Origin of the sequence: Escherichia sp. MOD1-EC4550, from assembly GCF_963876935.1 — a bacterium.
Taxonomy (GTDB): domain Bacteria; phylum Pseudomonadota; class Gammaproteobacteria; order Enterobacterales; family Enterobacteriaceae; genus Escherichia; species Escherichia coli_F.
The window spans coordinates 465764-484961 of the sequence record NZ_CAWNSE010000012.1 but is presented as its reverse complement, the minus strand read 5'-3'; the positions used below and the strand labels follow the sequence as shown (position 1 = coordinate 484961).

The 19198-nt window shown below is 50.4% G+C and carries 19 protein-coding genes; 11 read left to right on the top strand and 8 right to left on the bottom strand.

Annotated elements, in window-relative coordinates:
- Window positions 1–26 precede the first annotated feature (26 nt).
- The 3 genes from AACU19_RS09630 to phrB all read left to right on the top strand — a co-directional run bounded on the left by AACU19_RS09630 (window position 27) and on the right by phrB (window position 2441).
- A complete protein-coding gene (locus AACU19_RS09630) occupies window positions 27–413 on the top strand; it encodes a contact-dependent growth inhibition system immunity protein (RefSeq protein ID WP_241957763.1) in 387 nt (128 codons plus the stop codon).
- A 103-nt stretch (window positions 414–516) separates the two neighbouring features.
- Window positions 517–1026: a YbgA family protein gene (locus AACU19_RS09625; RefSeq protein WP_039021225.1), complete on the top strand. Its 510-nt coding sequence runs from the start codon at window positions 517–519 to the stop codon at window positions 1024–1026.
- On the top strand, window positions 1023–2441 hold the full coding sequence (gene phrB, locus AACU19_RS09620; protein WP_105278159.1) for a deoxyribodipyrimidine photo-lyase: 1419 nt from the start codon (window positions 1023–1025) through the stop codon (window positions 2439–2441). The genes AACU19_RS09625 and phrB overlap by 4 nt, the downstream gene beginning before the upstream one ends.
- Window positions 2442–2589: 148 nt before the next feature.
- Here phrB and dtpD read toward each other — a convergent pair whose 3' ends face one another.
- Window positions 2590–4071 (bottom strand): dipeptide permease DtpD, encoded by a 1482-nt coding sequence (dtpD, locus tag AACU19_RS09615; RefSeq protein ID WP_001032670.1) that lies wholly within the window; start codon window positions 4069–4071, stop codon window positions 2590–2592.
- Window positions 4072–4341: 270 nt separating this feature from the next.
- Here dtpD and ybgI point away from each other — a divergent pair, with 270 nt between their 5' ends.
- The 5 genes from ybgI to nei are packed head-to-tail and all read left to right on the top strand — an operon-like array spanning window position 4342 to window position 8241.
- Window positions 4342–5085: a radiation resistance protein YbgI gene (ybgI, locus tag AACU19_RS09610; protein WP_105278158.1), complete on the top strand. Its 744-nt coding sequence runs from the start codon at window positions 4342–4344 to the stop codon at window positions 5083–5085.
- A 22-nt stretch (window positions 5086–5107) separates the two neighbouring features.
- Window positions 5108–5764, top strand: coding sequence for a 5-oxoprolinase subunit PxpB (gene pxpB, locus AACU19_RS09605; RefSeq protein WP_001188343.1), 657 nt, complete (start codon window positions 5108–5110; stop codon window positions 5762–5764).
- On the top strand, window positions 5758–6690 hold the full coding sequence (gene pxpC, locus AACU19_RS09600; RefSeq protein ID WP_105278157.1) for a 5-oxoprolinase subunit PxpC: 933 nt from the start codon (window positions 5758–5760) through the stop codon (window positions 6688–6690). Before pxpB ends, pxpC begins: the two co-directional genes overlap by 7 nt.
- Entirely contained in the window at window positions 6680–7414 is a 735-nt protein-coding gene (gene pxpA, locus AACU19_RS09595) for a 5-oxoprolinase subunit PxpA (protein WP_105278156.1), read from the top strand. The genes pxpC and pxpA overlap by 11 nt, the downstream gene beginning before the upstream one ends.
- A gap of 35 nt (window positions 7415–7449) precedes the next feature.
- Window positions 7450–8241, top strand: a complete 792-nt coding sequence (gene nei, locus AACU19_RS09590) for an endonuclease VIII (RefSeq protein WP_001353356.1) — start codon at window positions 7450–7452, stop codon at window positions 8239–8241.
- Here the strand turns inward: nei and AACU19_RS09585 are convergent.
- From AACU19_RS09585 to AACU19_RS09555, 7 genes are all read right to left on the bottom strand, one after another.
- The gene (locus AACU19_RS09585) at window positions 8238–9284 is read right to left on the bottom strand and encodes an AbrB family transcriptional regulator (RefSeq protein ID WP_105278155.1); all 1047 of its coding nucleotides are present in this window, start codon (window positions 9282–9284) and stop codon (window positions 8238–8240) included. The genes nei and AACU19_RS09585 overlap by 4 nt on opposite strands.
- Before the next feature lie 150 nt (window positions 9285–9434).
- Window positions 9435–10496: a fimbrial protein gene (locus AACU19_RS09580; RefSeq protein WP_088541579.1), complete on the bottom strand. Its 1062-nt coding sequence runs from the start codon at window positions 10494–10496 to the stop codon at window positions 9435–9437.
- The gene (locus tag AACU19_RS09575; RefSeq protein WP_105278154.1) at window positions 10493–11224 is read right to left on the bottom strand and encodes a fimbrial biogenesis chaperone; all 732 of its coding nucleotides are present in this window, start codon (window positions 11222–11224) and stop codon (window positions 10493–10495) included. The genes AACU19_RS09580 and AACU19_RS09575 overlap by 4 nt, the downstream gene beginning before the upstream one ends.
- Before the next feature lie 14 nt (window positions 11225–11238).
- Window positions 11239–13698: a fimbria/pilus outer membrane usher protein gene (locus AACU19_RS09570; protein ID WP_198599077.1), complete on the bottom strand. Its 2460-nt coding sequence runs from the start codon at window positions 13696–13698 to the stop codon at window positions 11239–11241.
- Between the two features lie 49 nt (window positions 13699–13747).
- A complete protein-coding gene (locus AACU19_RS09565; RefSeq protein ID WP_000472411.1) occupies window positions 13748–14314 on the bottom strand; it encodes a fimbrial protein in 567 nt (188 codons plus the stop codon).
- A gap of 391 nt (window positions 14315–14705) precedes the next feature.
- Window positions 14706–15989 carry a citrate synthase gene (gene gltA / locus AACU19_RS09560; RefSeq protein ID WP_097737713.1) on the bottom strand — a complete coding sequence of 428 codons (1284 nt, stop codon included), beginning with the start codon at window positions 15987–15989 and terminating at the stop codon, window positions 14706–14708.
- 205 nt (window positions 15990–16194) lie between these two features.
- Window positions 16195–16302: a hypothetical protein gene (locus AACU19_RS09555; protein WP_123057340.1), complete on the bottom strand. Its 108-nt coding sequence runs from the start codon at window positions 16300–16302 to the stop codon at window positions 16195–16197.
- Window positions 16303–16682: 380 nt separating this feature from the next.
- Between AACU19_RS09555 and sdhC the strand changes: the two genes are divergently transcribed.
- The 3 genes from sdhC to sdhA are packed head-to-tail and all read left to right on the top strand — an operon-like array spanning window position 16683 to window position 19194.
- On the top strand, window positions 16683–17087 hold the full coding sequence (gene sdhC, locus AACU19_RS09550; protein WP_000263355.1) for a succinate dehydrogenase cytochrome b556 subunit: 405 nt from the start codon (window positions 16683–16685) through the stop codon (window positions 17085–17087).
- Window positions 17081–17428, top strand: coding sequence for a succinate dehydrogenase membrane anchor subunit (gene sdhD, locus AACU19_RS09545; RefSeq protein ID WP_000254365.1), 348 nt, complete (start codon window positions 17081–17083; stop codon window positions 17426–17428). The genes sdhC and sdhD overlap by 7 nt, the downstream gene beginning before the upstream one ends.
- Window positions 17428–19194 (top strand): succinate dehydrogenase flavoprotein subunit, encoded by a 1767-nt coding sequence (gene sdhA / locus AACU19_RS09540; RefSeq protein ID WP_000775547.1) that lies wholly within the window; start codon window positions 17428–17430, stop codon window positions 19192–19194. The genes sdhD and sdhA overlap by 1 nt, the downstream gene beginning before the upstream one ends.
- The last annotated feature ends 4 nt before the right edge of the window (window positions 19195–19198 follow it).

Below are 19198 nucleotides of genomic sequence, written 5' to 3'. Positions count from 1 at the left end.
ATTATAGCAAACAAAGGCACTATAAATTGAAAAATAAAGAAACCCTAAAACAGATTTATCACCTGCAATATGATTCGTTCGCTTTCAAAAGTGGTTTAATAAACTGGTATAATTCTTTATTAGATAAAACACCCGATGAACTGGATGAAAATGATATTGCCAAAATGCTTCGTCAGAATATCTTACCGGCGCTTGCTGTACAAAAAGCAATTGAGATGATAGAGATTAATCTTATGGTGGGCTATTTATATGATGGGGAGCTATTGCTGGTATTGAGTAATCTCATCGGGAGTGACTATTTTTCTCCTTTGCAGTTACTGAAATTAAAAAATATCATCAATAATTTTGATGACAACATGTTAAACGTTGCTGCCATGAGCGATGAAGAAAAAAACTATTTCTTGCCACCATGAAATTTATTATGAATAATTGAATTTTTTACTGTTATCATTTATTCGTTTCGTTTTTTCAGTACCGCCGTCTACACTTACTCCTGTAAACCGCCCAGGAGTAGTAATGAATCAACAACTTTTTGATGACAGCACCCTTATCCGCATTTTTGCTTTGCATGAGTTACACCGTCTTAAAGAGCGAGGCTTAACGCGCGGGGCGCTTCTCGATTATCACAGCCGCTATAAACTCGTCTTTCTGGCCCATTCCCAGCCGGAATACCGCAAACTTGGCCCGTTTGTGGCAGATATTCACCAGTGGCAAAATCTGGATGATTATTACAACCAGTACCGCCAACGCGTCATTGTTTTGCTTTCTCACCCCGCCAATCGGCGCGATCATACAAACGTTTTGATGCACGTTCAGGGTTATTTTCGCCCACACCTTGACTCCGCAGCACGTCTACAACTGGCGGCGCTTATCGACAGTTATCGCCGTGGCGAGCAACCGCTTCTTGCGCCGCTGATGCGTATCAAACACTATATGGCGCTTTATCCTGACGCCTGGCTTTCAGAGCAGCGTTATTTCGAACTTTGGCCGCGGGTGATTAACTTGCGCCATGCAGGAGTTTTATGACTACCCATCTGGTCTGGTTTCGCCAGGATTTACGTCTGCATGATAATCTCGCGCTGGCGGCCGCTTGCCGCTATTCGTCTGCACGCGTGCTGGCGTTGTATATCGCTACACCACGCCAGTGGGCGGCGCATAATATGTCGCCGCGTCAGGCTGAATTTATCAATGCACAACTGAACGGGCTACAAATCGCGCTGGCGGAAAAAGGCATTCCTTTGCTGTTTCATGAAGTGGATGACTTTGCCGCCAGCGTCGAAATAGTTAAACAGGTGTGCGCGGAAAACCGTGTTACCCATCTGTTTTATAACTATCAGTATGAGGTGAATGAGCGGGCGCGGGATGTGCAGGTTGAGAGAACGCTGCGTAACGTGGTGTGTGAAGGGTTCGATGACAGCGTGATCCTGCCGCCGGGGGCGGTGATGACTGGCAATCATGAGATGTACAAAGTCTTTACGCCATTTAAAAACGCCTGGCTGAAACGGCTGCGGGAAGGGATGCCGGAGTGCGTCGCTGCGCCAAAAGTTCGGAGTAGCGGATCATTAGATCCCGCGCCATCTATTACGCTGAATTACCCTCGTCAGTCTTTCGATACTGCGCATTTCCCGGTGGAAGAAAAAGCGGCGATTGCGCAATTACGCCAGTTTTGCCAGAACGGTGCGAGTCAGTACGATCAGCAGCGTGATTTTCCGGCAGTGGAAGGCACCAGCCGTTTGTCCGCCAGCCTGGCAACGGGCGGGTTATCGCCTCGCCAGTGTCTGCATCGCCTGTTGGCGGAACAGCCGCAGGCGCTGGACGGTGGGGCCGGTAGCGTCTGGCTTAATGAGTTGATCTGGCGCGAGTTCTACCGTCATCTGATGACGTATTACCCCTCGTTGTGTAAACATCGACCGTTTATTGCCTGGACCGACCGCGTACAGTGGCAAAGCAATCCCGCCCATTTAAAGGCCTGGCAGGAAGGCAAAACGGGATACCCAATTGTTGATGCCGCCATGCGTCAGCTTAATAGCAGTGGCTGGATGCATAACCGGCTACGGATGATTACAGCCAGTTTTCTGGTGAAAGATTTATTGATCGACTGGCGCGAAGGCGAGCGATATTTCATGTCGCAGCTGATTGATGGTGATTTGGCAGCCAATAACGGTGGCTGGCAATGGGCGGCCTCCACCGGAACCGATGCTGCGCCGTATTTTCGTATTTTTAACCCGACAACCCAGGGCGAGAAATTTGATCGCGAAGGTGAGTTTATCCGCCGATGGTTACCGGAGCTGCGCGATGTACCAGGGAAAGCGGTGCATGAACCGTGGAAGTGGGCAGATAAATCAGGTGTGACGCTGGATTATCCGCAACCGATAGTCGATCACAAAGAAGCGAGAGTACGAACGTTGGCAGCGTATGAGGCGGCGAGGAAGGGGAAATAACAGACGCGTCAGGCAATCTTGCCCGGATGCCGGATACTGCGTGAACGCCTTCTCCGGCCTGGCAAATAGTGCAAATTCAATATATTGCAGGGACATCCAGGCCTGATAAGACGCATTAAGCGTCTTATCAGGCATCGGTGCTGGCCTGTTAAGACTCCAGCGCCAGCGCGCGGTTTCTGAACTTAAGCGCCTGATACAGCCAAATCATCAGTACCAGTCCTACACACGCCAGTGCACCCCAGGTGATTTGATCAAACACTTCAATATATGCATTGATGGAGTAGTTGATCGCTCCGGAAGCATCAAACGAAGCTTGCGATGTCTGATCGGCAATCACGCCCGCCAGATAGTTCGCAATCGCGCCGGAAAGCAGCATATAAATACCGGTTAATACGCCGGTCACGCCGGGGATTTCAATGCGCGTAATCTGCGACATAGCAACCGGGTCGATAAACAGTTCCGCAAATCCCATCACCGCCAGGCCTAACACCATCAGTGGCAGAGAAGAGTGACCATACATAGCGGACCAGCGGGCGCTTAAGGTCAGAATGCAGAATCCGGCGCTCATCAGGCCGAGGCCAAGAGCAAATTTTCCCCAGATGCGCACGGTACGATTACCTGCGACGCTCTCTTTAACTACCCACGCCAGGAACACACCGCACAGCATGACCGCGAAGGCATTAATCGACTGGAACATAGCGGTCGGAACGGTATAACCAAACATATCGCGGTTAACGAAGCGATCAATATAAAGGCTAATCGAGCTACCCCCCTGTTGTGCGAAGGCCCAGAACAACATGCTGAAGAAGGTGAGCGTCACAATCAGCCCCAGCTCCTTACGCTGTTTCTGGTTTTCTGCTTTGCGATAAATTTTTGCCAAAACGCCAAGGCCAATGATAGTCGCGACAATCAAGGCGTATACCGACCACTCTTTCCAGAACAGTACGGTAATCAGCGCAGGTGTTGCCACCAGCAGAACCAGCAGCCATCCCCAGTTAGGCAGGAGAAAGTTTGTCGCACGCAGTACGTCTTTGTTAACGCCACGGGTATGAGCAAAATGACGATTGCCACATAAGAAGATAACCAGACCCGCGATCATGCCAACCGCCGCCAGGCCAAAGCCCATCGCCCAACTGTACTCTTCCTGGGCGTAGCCACAGGCGATAGGTGCGATAATAGACCCCACGTTACCCGCCGCATACATCAGCGAGAAACCGCCATCACGACGCGGATCGGTTGGCTCATACAGCTCGCCGAGCAGGCAACTGACGTTGGATTTAAACAGACCGTAACCACAAACGATAATCGCCAGGGACAGATAGAGGAATGACGGATGGATCTCACTGGCACCCAGCACCACATGTCCGATCGCCATCAATAACGCCCCCAGCATCACCGCCATACGGTTGCCGAGAACTTTATCCGCCAAAAAGCCACCGAGGATTGGCGTGACATACACCAGCGAACAGTAGGCGCTAAATAACGCGTAGGCGTGAGTATCGTTGTATTTTAGTTGATTAGTGAGATAGAGAATCAGCAGGGCACGCATGCCGTAAAAGCTAAAATATTCCCAGATTTGCAGCGCAACGACATAGTAAATAGCGCGCGGCTGTGATGCGTGTTTATTCATAATAATTCCACAATTGACTGCAACGTCACGTAATAGTTGCGCGGCGTGCTTGTGTTTCCTTAAAGTTAAAACTTTGATACAGATCTGATTATTTATGCAATATGCTGTCTGATTGCATAAATATACATTAGCTGAAGCGTGATGATATAAACAATTTGCGTCTTTTGGCGTCGGGTTTGTTTCTTAATATGTCAAAAGATTGGCTATCGACGAACAGGCGAGGTAACGCTATGTTAACGGTGTAGCTATCAGAATACGGAAGGCGCGAAGATGAAAAACACCGAACTGGAACAACTGATTAACGAAAAACTGAACAGCGCGGCGATTAGTGATTACGCGCCGAATGGTTTGCAGGTGGAAGGCAAAGAGACGGTGCAAAAAATTGTTACCGGTGTCACCGCCAGCCAGGCTTTGCTCGATGAAGCGGTGCGTCTGGGCGCGGATGCGGTCATTGTGCATCATGGTTATTTCTGGAAAGGGGAATCGCCAGTAATTCGCGGTATGAAGCGTAACCGCTTAAAAACATTGTTGGCGAATGATATCAACCTGTATGGCTGGCATTTGCCGTTGGACGCGCATCCGGAGCTGGGCAATAACGCACAGCTGGCGGCGATACTGGGGATCACGGTCATGGGCGAAATTGAGCCGTTAGTGCCGTGGGGCGAACTGATTATGCCTGTGCCGGGACTGGAACTAGCCTCCTGGATTGAAGCGCGTCTGGGACGTAAGCCGTTATGGTGTGGCGATACCGGACCTGAGGTGGTTCAGCGCGTTGCCTGGTGCACGGGCGGCGGGCAGAGTTTTATCGATAGCGCCGCGCGTTTTGGCGTGGATGCTTTTATTACTGGCGAAGTTTCTGAACAGACCATTCATTCAGCCCGCGAGCAGGGATTGCATTTTTATGCTGCGGGTCACCATGCCACTGAACGCGGTGGTATTCGCGCATTGAGCGAGTGGCTGAATGAAAATACCGATCTTGATGTGACCTTTATTGATATTCCTAATCCTGCATAACGAATAATCAGAGGGATCGAAAGTGCAACGAGCGCGTTGTTATCTGATAGGTGAAACGGCGGTAGTGCTGGAGCTGGAACCGCCGGTGACGCTGGCTAGCCAGAAACGGATCTGGCGACTGGCGCAGCGTCTGGTGGATATGCCGAATGTGGTTGAAGCCATTCCCGGCATGAACAATATCACGGTGATTTTACGTAATCCTGAGTCGCTGGCGCTGGATGCCATAGAGCGTTTGCAACGCTGGTGGGAGGAGAGTGAGGCGCTGGAGCCGGAGTCTCGTTTTATTGAAATTCCGGTGGTTTACGGTGGCGCAGGCGGACCGGATTTGGCGGTGGTCGCGGCGCATTGTGGATTGAGCGAAAAACAGGTTGTTGAATTGCACTCCTCTGTGGAATACGTGGTCTGGTTTTTAGGTTTTCAACCGGGCTTCCCGTATCTCGGGAGTTTGCCGGAACAACTACACACGCCACGGCGCGCTGAACCGCGCTTGCTCGTTCCGGCAGGTTCTGTCGGGATCGGCGGGCCGCAGACCGGTGTTTATCCGCTGGCAACGCCGGGCGGCTGGCAGTTGATTGGTCATACCTCACTCAGCCTGTTTGATCCGGCGCGTGACGAACCCATCTTATTACGTCCGGGAGACAGCGTGCGCTTTGTACCGCAGAAGGAGGGAGTATGCTGAAGATTATTCGTGCGGGCATGTATACCACTGTGCAGGATGGCGGTCGTCACGGTTTTCGCCAGTCGGGTATCAGCCACTGCGGCGCACTGGATATGCCTGCGTTACGCATTGCTAACCTGCTGGTGGGTAATGACGCCAATGCCCCCGCGCTGGAGATAACGCTCGGTCAGTTAACGGTAGAGTTCGAAACTGATGGTTGGTTTGCCCTGACGGGGGCAGGTTGCGAAGCGCGGCTGGATGATAATGCCGTCTGGACTGGCTGGCGATTGCCGATGAAAGCAGGCCAGCGTTTAACGCTTAAACGCCCGCAGCACGGGATGCGCAGTTATCTGGCGGTCGCGGGTGGTATTGATGTTCCGCCGGTAATGGGGTCATGCAGTACCGATCTCAAAGTGGGGATTGGTGGGCTGGAAGGCCGTTTACTGAAGGATGGTGACCGACTCCCGATTGGCAAATCGAAGCGTGATTTTATGGAAGCGCAGGGCGTTAAACAGCTGCTGTGGGGCAACCGCATTCGCGCCTTGCCAGGGCCAGAATATCATGAGTTCGATCGTGCCTCGCAGGATGCATTCTGGCGTTCGCCCTGGCAGCTTAGCTCGCAAAGTAACCGCATGGGTTATCGCTTACAGGGGCAAATTTTAAAACGCACCACCGATCGCGAACTGTTATCTCATGGTTTGTTGCCCGGCGTGGTGCAGGTGCCGCATAACGGGCAGCCGATTGTGTTGATGAACGACGCGCAAACCACCGGTGGGTACCCGCGTATTGCCTGTATCATTGAGGCTGATATGTATCATCTGGCGCAAATTCCGCTCGGTCAGCCGATTCATTTTGTCCAGTGTTCACTGGAAGAGGCACTGAAAGCACGGCAAGATCAGCGACGTTATTTCGAACAATTAGCGTGGCGGCTGCACAATGAAAATTGACCTGAACGCCGATCTGGGCGAAGGCTGTGCCAGCGACGCAGAGCTATTAACGCTGGTTTCCTCTGCCAATATTGCCTGTGGATTTCATGCTGGTGATGCGCAAATCATGCACGCTTGCGTGCGTGAAGCAATAAAAAATGGTGTCGCGATTGGCGCTCATCCGAGTTTTCCCGACAGGGAAAATTTTGGTCGCAGCGCTATGCAGCTGCCGCCAGAAACCGTTTACGCCCAGACGCTGTATCAAATTGGCGCGCTGGCAACGATTGCCCGTGCTCAAGGCGGCGTAATGCGTCATGTCAAACCGCACGGCATGTTGTATAACCAGGCGGCGAAAGAGGCACAACTGGCAGACGCCATCGCCAGAGCGGTATACGCTTGCGATCCGGCATTGATTCTCGTCGGGCTGGCGGGAAGCGAGCTGATTCGTGCAGGCAAGCAATATGGCCTGACAACGCGCGAGGAAGTGTTTGCCGATCGCAGTTATCAGGCTGACGGCTCGCTGGTGCCGCGAAGCCAGCCAGGCGCGTTGATTGAAAACGAAGAACAGGCGCTGGCGCAAACGTTGGAGATGGTGCAACACGGCAGAGTCAAAAGTATCAACGGCGAATGGGCAACGGTCACGGCGCAAACGGTCTGCCTGCATGGCGATGGAGAACACGCACTGGCGTTCGCCCGCCGACTACGCTCTACATTTGCCGAAAAGGGGATTGTTGTCGCAGCATAACCCCGCTTAATAAAGAATGAAAAAAGGATATCACCATGCCTGAAGGCCCGGAGATCCGCCGTGCAGCGGATAACCTGGAGGCGGCGATCAAAGGCAAACCTCTAACTGATGTCTGGTTTGCCTTCCCGCAGTTAAAACCGTATCAATCACAACTTATCGGTCAACACGTTACCCATGTGGAAACGCGAGGTAAGGCGTTGTTAACTCATTTTTCCAACGGGTTAACGCTCTACAGCCATAATCAGCTTTACGGCGTCTGGCGCGTGGTTGATACCGGCGAAGAGCCGCAGACCACGCGAGTATTGCGGGTAAAACTGCAAACGGCTGACAAAACCATTCTGCTTTATAGCGCCTCGGATATTGAGATGTTGACCCCGGAACAACTGACCACGCATCCGTTTTTACAACGCGTTGGCCCTGATGTGCTGGATCCGAAACTGACGCCGGAGGTGGCGAAAGAACGGTTATTGTCGCCGCGCTTTCGTAATCGTCAGTTTGCTGGATTACTACTCGATCAGGCGTTTCTGGCTGGGCTTGGCAATTATTTGCGGGTGGAGATCCTCTGGCAGGTGGGGTTAACCGGCAATCATAAAGCGAAAGATCTCAATGCGGCGCAACTGGATGCACTCGCACACGCGTTACTGGAGATTCCTCGACTTTCTTACGCTACGCGGGGGCAGGTGGATGAGAATAAACATCATGGGGCGCTGTTTCGCTTTAAGGTTTTTCATCGTGATGGCGAACCGTGCGAACGTTGTGGCAGCATCATTGAGAAAACCACGTTGTCCTCGCGCCCGTTTTACTGGTGTCCAGGCTGCCAGCACTAGGCCGACCGCTTCGGCGCATAGGTTGAAATAAACCGCGCAATGGCTGGCCCCGTCAGCAAAATACTGAACAGGCGTAGGGTTTGCATCGCCATAATAAGCGCCATATCGGCATTGCTCCCTGCGGCGATGACCGCCACGGTGTCAAGCCCGCCGGGGCTGGTGGCGAGGTAGGCAGTCATAAAATCAATATGCATAAACCGGGTCAGCCCCCACGCCATACCCGCACAAATAGCCAGCAGAGCAAAAATCGACAGCAAGATTTGTGGCAGCGGGCGCAATGCCCGCAGTAAGATTTGCTTATCGAAACCAAGACCAATCCGCCAGCCAATTGCCATATACGCCATCGCCAGCAGCCATTCTGGTAGTTCGATGGTTATGTACTCACCAGACTGGAGCAGCGCGCCTGCCAGCATCGGGATGAGCATCGTGCCGGAAGGAAGACGTAGCAAGCATCCCGCCGTACCGGCAGCGACCGCGAGCAAAATTGTAAGCAGGAGATTAATGCTCACTGGCGGGAACCAGATGATCTGCTGGTTAACCGCTTCAGCGTTATCACCCAACATCATCCGCGTAACCAGTACCGCCGCCCCCGCGACGAACAGCACTCGCAGATATTGCATAAACGCCACCAGGCGAATATCTGCGCCGTAATCTTGCGCCATAGCGACCATTGCCGCCGCGCCGCCAGGAGAAGAACCCCAGGCACCGGTATTTCCAGGCAGTGAGCTATAGCGCACCAATAACCAACCCACGACGGCGCTGGAAAGTAACGTCACCAGTAAAATAGCTAACACAATCGGCCAGTTCACCGCTAGCGTGGTCAGGATCGAACCGGTCAGGTTTTGCGCAATCATGCAGCCAAGAATGGCCTGCGCGGCGAGAAAAGCGGATCGGGGAAGTTGCAGAGTAATTCCGCGCATACTAAAGATGATTCCGGCGATCATTGGCCCAAGTAATAGTGCCGCCGGAAGATGTACCGCGAGGAAGCCAATAGAAAGGAGAAGTGAAAGCACACATAACATTCCCCACTGCAAAACTGGCATCCTTCGCTTCCTCATTATTTTCTCTTTGGTGTATCGATACAGCATAAAGAAAGCCGGGCCAGGAAAAAATAACAGCAATCAAGGAAAAGGGGAAAATCAGCAATTTTCTGAAAGAGATGCCCTTTCGGTTGCAAAGGGCATCATGGGAAATTAGTTATAGTTAATCTTAAAAAGCACCACGGTATCGAAGGAGCCAGCCTCAATGGGAGTGCCGGGAATAGACGAAAGTTCAGCCGTATAGGTTTTTTCGTAGATCAGCATGTCACTGGTGAAGTCGGCATATTCGCTGTATTTGTTGAAGGTATAGGGCGAGGCGTTTTCATCCAGTAAACGTAGCTTCAGACCATTACCAATCAGCAATGCTTTATCTTCTTCAACCAACGTTTCTTCGGTATAAAACGAGGAGCTGACTTTGAATCCGTCGGTACATTGATCGTTTTGTGATTTTGTCGTTTTAATACCGAATGTTTTTGTCATGTTGTGTCGCCGGATATCCAGTACATTAAATTTACCAAAATCAATGACCTGGTTGGCTGGGGTAATAGAAAAATTGACGCTGCAATCCAATACCCGAATGTTTTCCAGACCAGTAATATGATATTTCAGGTTTTGGGCGGTAGGGTCCTCATTAACGCTTCCTTCGCCATCAAATTGCACCACAATGTAATCGCTGAGCGTGCTTTGATAATCATGCGGCGGTATCTCTCGTATCTTGACGTATAACCGCATGCGAGCGAGAAACGTACGCGACATATGAATATTATTGGGATCACCAGAGCAAATTTTGTTCTGCCATCCCATCGCGATGATCTGCTCAGGGGTATAAATATTAATGTTTTTGCTGTCGATGCACTGGTTAGTGTCGATGCGGCTTTTTCCCTGGTTAGCATCATAATCAACACCATTGTAAGTTACGCCGAGTTGATAATAGCGATCCTGAATTCCCGGGTACGGGTTAACCCAGGCGTAGACATGCTCGCTCTCAAAGTTGCCGTTGGTATTGTTGTCACAATAGACGGGAATTTTAATATCGTCAGACTCCCAGATCTTATCGCCGGGTTTGGCATTCCCTGGTACAGCAAATGGTTGAATAGATTCCGATTTTTCTACCGAACCACCGGATGAACCAAAGTAACAGTTCAGGGCAAGCGCAGATTTTAACGGTAGAAATAACAGACAGATGATGAGCAATAATCCCTTGCCAGCACTCATTTCTTCGCCTCCACAGCCTGTAAACGGCATTGCCCGTTACAGTTGAGCGTTGTCATGCGTAATGCGCCATAATCATCCATATAACCGAGATAAAACTGGCTGCCACTATAATTTCCAGTGGTTGTGCTTACTGTACTAAAAGGCGCAATCATCACAGTTTTGAAGCCCGGGAGAACGCTTTGCTCATTTCGCCCAAGATACGCGATGGTCAGATAATAGCCAGTAGGGTTTTTTAAGCTAAGCTGATTGCCCTGCTGGCTGACCTGTAACTGCAGTTCGACCTTTTCTCCTGCTTTCTTGCGTAATGCAGACGGTCGCCAGAACACCTTGATACGGCTCTGGATGGCGACTTGCAGAACGGCATGGTCGCTGTTTTTTTCCGGGGCGGGAGGAATTTCACGCATATTGTAGAAAAATAGCGTTTCGCGATCGCCCGGTAATTTCGTGGTCGAGGCTTGCTTGACTATTCGCACCTGCGTTGTTGCTTTCGGTTCCAGACGTTGTATCGGTGGTAGGGCGACCAGAAGATCGTCGCTTTTCTCCCCTTTTTCATTTTCGAGCCAGGAATAAGCGAGGTAGGGGAGTTTATCGCTACGATTATCTACTCGCAGACTGGTAGCTTTATCATTAGCGTTAAACACAATGCGAGTGCGGTCGGGTTGTAGTGCAGCGTGGCTACACAGACTGGTAACCAACAACAAAAGGGGAAGTCCTTTCATAAATGTCATTTTCATTTCCTTAATTAATGACAAGGTAAAATCAGGCGATTTGCGGTGTCTTCCATATGTTCAGGAAGATGGATCGAGCAACGCTGACTATCACCCCAGACCACGGTAAACTTTTGATTCTCAGCGACTCCGCTTAACCAGGCGTGTCCTTCCTCGCCAACCATCCCCACGCTAATGCTGCTGCCATCCTGACGGATATCCGCACCGAGGGGAGGGAACTGACCGCTGGCGTTGCGAATGATGACGTTAATGTCTTTACCGGAACGGGATGCCAGTGATTTGTAACCTATTGCGCCTTCAATCCACGTTTCTTTGATGACGTTTTCTGTCACCGTCACGCCGTCGGGTAAGTCGTTCATGTTCACGGCCACGGTGGAAGGTTGATAACTGGAAACCAGCGGTACCACTGCAATGCCAAAATGGTTGGTGTAGTCGAGATTGCCCTGAACCGGAATATCTGCCACGCCATCGGTGCTGACCATCAGGCGTGGTTCATTGGTGGAGCTGCGGCGATGGAAGGCTGCACCATATTGCGTCGCCGTGAAAGAACCACTCCAGCTGCTGCTAACAGAACTGTAGTCATTGGCAGCATAAGTACCAGAAAGATCCCACTCACCCGCTGAACTCAGGTGCTGATAGTTACCGCTCACCTGGGCTCCATTGTCCGGACGGTCGGATTGTAGTCCAGCAGACATCCCCCAGCTATTTCGTTCATCCAGCGTATCGTTCCACGACATGCGGTGTGTGGTGCTGTGGCTACTGTTTTGCATGTCATAACCGACCCGACCACCGTTACCGAAGGGAAGCGAAATCGACAGGTAAATCTGGTTGTCGCGATCTTTATCTTCGTAATGGGTTGTATTGAATGACGTCGAGATCGAGATATCTCTCCAGTTACCAATATCAACATTAAAACCCGCCGTGATGTTGGCGGTCGTGGAGGCGTCTGCATTCCACCAGGTTTGATGCAGCAGGTTGGCGTACAGATTGAGGTTCAGTGGGGTAATCGGTTGCCCCACGGATAAGCTGATCGTCTGTTTTTCGTCCTGCGCATCGTTGTCGTTGTATTTGTGATCCAGATAGTTGGCGTAGCTGTGAAAATGACGATCTGAGAAGCGATAAGCGGCGAGCGAAATCGTGCTGTTAGTGGCATCCACTTGTTTGCTGTAATTAAAGCGGTAACTTAAGCCCCGCTCGTCCTGCTGAGTATCAAACTGACTACTGGCCCAGGTGACATCAAACGACAATGCACCAAGCCAGAGCATATTTTGCCCGATACCCATTGCGGCAGAATGGTAGTCGTCACCCGAAATCAGCAGGCCGCCGTACAGCGAGGTATTTGACAGCATCCCCCAGGAAACTTCATTGCTAAAAAAGGTTTCATTTTCAGTTTGATGAGACATAGATGTTCGCGGCTGACCGGCAGCAAGTTTATAGCGAACCTGCCCCTGGCGCGTAAGGAAAGGCGTCGATGCTGCCGAAACCTGGAAATTGTTCACCCGACCATCTTCTTCCGTCACTTTGACATCCAGCGTCCCCTGGACGGACTGATTCAGATCATCAATGATAAACGGGCCTGGCGGGACTTTTTTCTGGTAGATGACGCGGCCTGATTGACTGATCGTCACCGTGGCATTGGTTTGTGCAATACCGCTAATTTGTGGAGCGTAGCCGCGCAGTTCCCACGGTAACATCCGGTCGTCACTCGCCAGTGCCGCGCCGGTATAAGAAAAACCGTCGAAAATATTGGAACTAAAATCCGTTTCGCCGAGGGTTAATTTTGAACCTAATTGCGGTAGCGGGCGAAAAAGATAGGTACGTGATATTTCGCCTGACTGCTCATGGTTATCATCGCCATCATTTTGATTCAACTGATAGTCACTGCGTAAGCGCCATGCCCCCGCGTTAATTCCGGCTGTTCCGTAGGCGTTAAGATTAGTGCTGCTGCTGCCATCCTGTGGGCGGTAGCTGCTGGCAAACAAGTTGTAATCCATCAGGACACCGGGGACACCTTCTTTCCATGTGGAGGGTGGAGTCCAGTTATCTGAGTGCCACGCCAGCCAGGCCTGTGGGATGGTGATATTCAGTTGCTGACTGGCCTGATCAAAATTGAAGAGCATTTCTGGTCGGGTGCTAAAATCGACGCACTGATTAATCAGGGGTAACGACTGACGGACTTCAGGTTTTAAGCCAAATTTATCGACCAATAAATCATTGATGCACGGAATGGTATTGTCACCCTTTTTTTGCCAGTTAATTTTTTGCCCATTACTGATTTGGTTATTATTTACCGCAATGCTGACAAAATATTCACCGGGAGCAATGACACCTTTTTCCTTTAATAATGAAATATCAATGCGCTCACGCATCGATTTGTCGAGGACATTCAGGTTGAATTCAACCGCCATGGCGGAAGGCATCGCCATGACCAGGCAGGATACAAAAGAGAGTCGATAAATATTCACGGTGTCCATACCAGATAAATATTTTAAGAAAGGCGGCAGTGATGCCGCCCAATAACGCTTATTTATAATCCAGTACGTAGGTTGCATTCGCTGTAACAGCCCCTGCCGTTACTGGTGTCGCTTGATCAATTTGTTCCATCCAGGCAAAGAAGTTCAGTGTTTGTTCACTGGACGTTGGTGCCAGGTCGATATCCGGAGAAGCAGTGCCTAAAATGATATTGCTTTGATCCTTATTCATTAAACGCACGCCGACACCGGTGGCTTCGCCAGTGCTGGTATTGTTGAGTATCGGATCTGCGCCAGTGGTTTTCGCTGAGCTATCGAAGGTGACCGCGACTTTAGAAATCTTGCCACCGGAACCGTTATTAGAGTTTTCCAGGTCGCAGTTGATTAAACGCAGGTCGACAGCAACCGCATCGCTGTGATGAGACTGATTAATGTGGCTGGTGGTCACCTGACCTAGCTCAATTTCTTTATCAATATCATCATGATGTATTTCACATGGTGCTTCTATAACCTCACCTTTAAAGTGAATTTCACCAGAACCTTCATCAGCTGCATAAACCGGTGCAGTGAATAACAGAGATACGGCCAATGCGGCCAATGTTTTTTGTCCTTTAAACATAACTGAGTCCTTTACAGAAATAGAAAAAGTATAGCGATATCAGAATATCTTATTTGATTGTCGAATGTTTTTAGTTTTACTTAAAAATATTATTAATTATATTAAATGCAAGGTTAACTAATTGATGTGATGAATTAATAATTTAATGAATGTTATCGGGGGAATGAGAGAGATATACCTCATTTTCATGAGGTTATAAATGTAACTAAAAGCAGATACCTTAATTAAAACTTATTATTTTGCCGATAAAATGAACAATTCTATTATTTTGCAATATTAATGTCAGCCGGTTAATTAATTTTATTTTTACATTTTTTTGTGTTCAGGTAGATAAAAATTAACCCGCCTTTTAAAGGCGGGTTAACAGAATTTACTGCTTAGGAATCAGCAGTTAACGTTTGATGTCGCTTTTAAAATCGCGTTTTTCATAGCCGGTATACAGCTGACGTGGACGGGCAATCTTCATGCCGTCACTGTGCATTTCGCTCCAGTGGGCGATCCAGCCAACTGTACGTGCCATAGCGAAGATCACGGTGAACATGGAAGACGGAATACCCATCGCTTTCAGGATGATACCAGAGTAGAAATCGACGTTCGGGTACAGTTTCTTCTCGATAAAGTACGGGTCGTTCAGCGCGATGTTTTCCAGCTCCATAGCCACTTCCAGCAGGTCATCCTTCGTGCCCAGCTCTTTCAGGACTTCGTGGCAGGTTTCACGCATGACGGTGGCGCGCGGGTCGTAGTTTTTGTACACGCGGTGACCGAAGCCCATCAGGCGGAAAGAGTCATTCTTATCTTTCGCACGACGAACAAATTCCGGAATGTGTTTAACGGAGCTGATTTCTTCCAGCATTTTCAGAGCCGCTTCGTTAGCACCACCGTGCGCTGGTCCCCACAACGAAGCAATACCTGCGGCGATACAGGCAAACGGGTTCGCCCCCGAAGAGCCAGCGGTACGCACGGTGGAGGTAGAGGCGTTCTGTTCATGGTCAGCGTGCAGGATCAGAATACGGTCCATAGCACGTTCCAGAATCGGATTAACTTCATACGGTTCGCACGGCGTGGAGAACATCATATTCAGGAAGTTACCGGCATAGGAGAGATCGTTGCGCGGGTAAACGAATGGCTGACCAATGGAATACTTGTAACACATCGCGGCCATGGTCGGCATTTTTGACAGCAGGCGGAACGCGGCAATTTCACGATGACGAGGATTGTTAACATCCAGCGAGTCGTGATAGAACGCCGCCAGCGCGCCGGTAATACCACACATGACTGCCATTGGATGCGAGTCGCGACGGAAAGCATGGAACAGACGGGTAATCTGCTCGTGGATCATGGTATGACGGGTCACCGTCGTTTTAAATTCGTCATACTGTTCCTGAGTTGGTTTTTCACCATTCAGCAGGATGTAACAAACTTCCAGGTAGTTAGAATCGGTCGCCAGCTGATCGATCGGGAAACCGCGGTGCAGCAAAATACCTTCATCACCATCAATAAAAGTAATTTTAGATTCGCAGGATGCGGTTGAAGTGAAGCCTGGGTCAAAGGTGAACACACCTTTTGAACCGAGAGTACGGATATCAATAACATCTTGACCCAGCGTGCCTTTCAGCACATCCAGTTCAACAGCTGCGTCCCCGTTGAGGGTGAGTTTTGCTTTTGTATCAGCCATTTAAGGTCTCCTTAGCGCCTTATTGCGTAAGACTGCCGGAACTTAAATTTGCCTTCGCACATCAACCTGGCTTTACCCGTTTGTTATTTGGCTCGCCGCTCTGTGAAAGAGGGGAAAACCTGGGTACAGAGCTCTGGGCGCTTGCAGGTAAAGGATCCATTGATGACGAATAAATGGCGAATCAAGTACTTAGCAATCCGAATTATTAAACTTGTCTACCACTAATAACTGTCCCGAATGAATTGGTCAATACTTCCACACTGTTACATAAGTTAATCTTAGGTGAAATACTGACTTCATAACTTTTACGCATTATATGCTTTTCCTAGTGATGTTTGTAACAACTTTGTTGAATGATTGTCAAATTAGATGATTAAAAATTAAATAAATGTTGTTATCGTGACCCAGATCACTGTTCGGGATAAAACCCGACAAACTATATGTAGGTTAATTGTAATGATTTTGTGAACGGCCTATACTGCCGCCAGGTCTCCGGAACACCCTGCAATCCCGAGCCACCCAGCGTTGTAACGTGTCGTTTTCGCATCTGGAAGCAGTGTTTTGCATGACGCGCAGTTATAGAAAGGACGCTGTCTGACCCGCAAGCAGACCGGAGGAAGGAAATCCCGACGTCTCCAGGTAACAGAAAGTTAACCTCTGTGCCCGTAGTCCCCAGGGAATAATAAGAACAGCATGTGGGCGTTATTCATGATAAGAAATGTGAAAAAACAAAGACCTGTTAATCTGGACCTACAGACCATCCGGTTCCCCGTCACGGCGATAGCGTCCATTCTCCATCGCGTTTCCGGTGTGATCACCTTTGTTGCAGTGGGCATCCTGCTGTGGCTTCTGGGTACCAGCCTCTCTTCCCCTGAAGGTTTCGAGCAAGCTTCCGCGATTATGGGCAGCTTCTTCGTCAAATTTATCATGTGGGGCATCCTTACCGCTCTGGCGTATCACGTCGTCGTAGGTATTCGCCACATGATGATGGATTTTGGCTATCTGGAAGAAACATTCGAAGCGGGTAAACGCTCCGCCAAAATCTCCTTTGTTATTACTGTCGTGCTTTCACTTCTCGCAGGAGTCCTCGTATGGTAAGCAACGCCTCCGCATTAGGACGCAATGGCGTACATGATTTTATCCTCGTTCGCGCTACCGCTATCGTCCTGACGCTCTACATCATTTATATGGTCGGTTTTTTCGCTACCAGTGGCGAGCTGACATATGAAGTCTGGATTGGTTTCTTCGCCTCTGCGTTCACCAAAGTGTTCACCCTGCTGGCGCTGTTTTCTATCTTGATCCATGCCTGGATCGGCATGTGGCAGGTGTTGACCGACTACGTTAAACCACTGGCTTTGCGCCTGATGCTGCAACTGGTGATTGTCGTTGCACTGGTGGTTTACGTGATTTATGGATTCGTTGTGGTGTGGGGTGTGTGATGAAATTGCCAGTCAGAGAATTTGATGCAGTTGTGATTGGTGCCGGTGGCGCAGGTATGCGCGCGGCGCTGCAAATTTCCCAGAGCGGCCAAACCTGTGCGCTGCTCTCCAAAGTCTTCCCGACCCGTTCCCATACCGTTTCTGCGCAAGGCGGCATTACCGTTGCGCTGGGTAATACCCATGAAGATAACTGGGAATGGCATATGTACGACACCGTAAAAGGGTCGGACTATATCGGTGACCAGGACGCGATTGAATATATGTGTAAAACCGGGCCGGAAGCGATTCTGGAACTGGAACACATGGGGCTACCGTTCTCGCGTCTTGATGATGGTCGTATCTATCAACGTCCGTTTGGCGGCCAGTCGAAAAACTTCGGTGGCGAGCAAGCGGCACGTACTGCGGCGGCAGCTGACCGTACCGGTCACGCACTGTTGCACACGCTTTATCAGCAGAACCTGAAAAACCACACCACCATTTTCTCCGAGTGGTATGCGCTGGATCTGGTGAAGAACCAGGATGGCGCGGTAGTTGGTTGTACCGCACTGTGCATCGAAACCGGTGAAGTGGTTTACTTCAAAGCCCGTGCGACTGTGCTGGCAACCGGCGGGGCAGGGCGTATTTATCAGTCCACCACCAACGCGCACATTAACACCGGCGATGGCGTCGGCATGGCTATCCGTGCAGGTGTACCTGTGCAGGATATGGAGATGTGGCAGTTCCACCCGACCGGTATAGCAGGTGCGGGTGTACTGGTCACCGAAGGTTGCCGTGGTGAAGGCGGTTATCTGCTGAACAAACATGGCGAACGCTTTATGGAGCGTTATGCGCCGAACGCCAAAGATCTGGCGGGCCGTGACGTGGTGGCGCGTTCCATCATGATCGAAATCCGTGAAGGTCGCGGCTGTGATGGTCCATGGGGGCCACATGCAAAACTGAAACTCGACCACCTGGGTAAAGAAGTTCTCGAATCCCGTCTGCCGGGTATCCTTGAACTCTCCCGTACCTTCGCACACGTCGATCCGGTGAAAGAGCCGATTCCGGTTATCCCAACCTGTCACTACATGATGGGCGGTATTCCGACCAAAGTGACCGGTCAGGCGCTGACGGTGAACGAGAAAGGCGAAGATGTGGTTGTTCCGGGGCTGTTCGCGGTAGGTGAAATCGCTTGTGTATCGGTACACGGCGCTAACCGTCTTGGCGGCAACTCGCTGCTGGACCTGGTGGTCTTTGGTCGCGCAGCGGGCCTGCATCTGCAAGAGTCTATTGCCGAGCAGGGCGCACTGCGCGATGCCAGCGAGTCTGATGTTGAAGCGTCTCTGGAGCGTCTGAATCGCTGGAACAACAACCGTAATGGTGAAGATCCAGTGGCGATTCGTAAAGCACTGCAAGAATGTATGCAGCATAACTTCTCGGTCTTCCGTGAAGGTGATGCGATGGCAAAAGGGCTTGAGCAGTTGAAAGTGATCCGCGAGCGTTTGAAAAATGCCCGTCTGGATGACACTTCCAGCGAGTTCAACACCCAGCGCGTTGAATGCCTGGAACTGGATAACCTGATGGAAACGGCGTATGCAACGGCTGTTTCTGCCAACTTCCGTACCGAAAGCCGTGGCGCGCATAGCCGCTTCGACTTCCCAGATCGTGATGATGAAAACTGGCTGTGCCACTCCCTGTATCTGCCAGAGTCGGAATCCATGACGCGCCGAAGCGTCAACATGGAACCGAAACTGCGCCCGGCATTCCCGCCGAAGATTCGTACTTACTAATGCG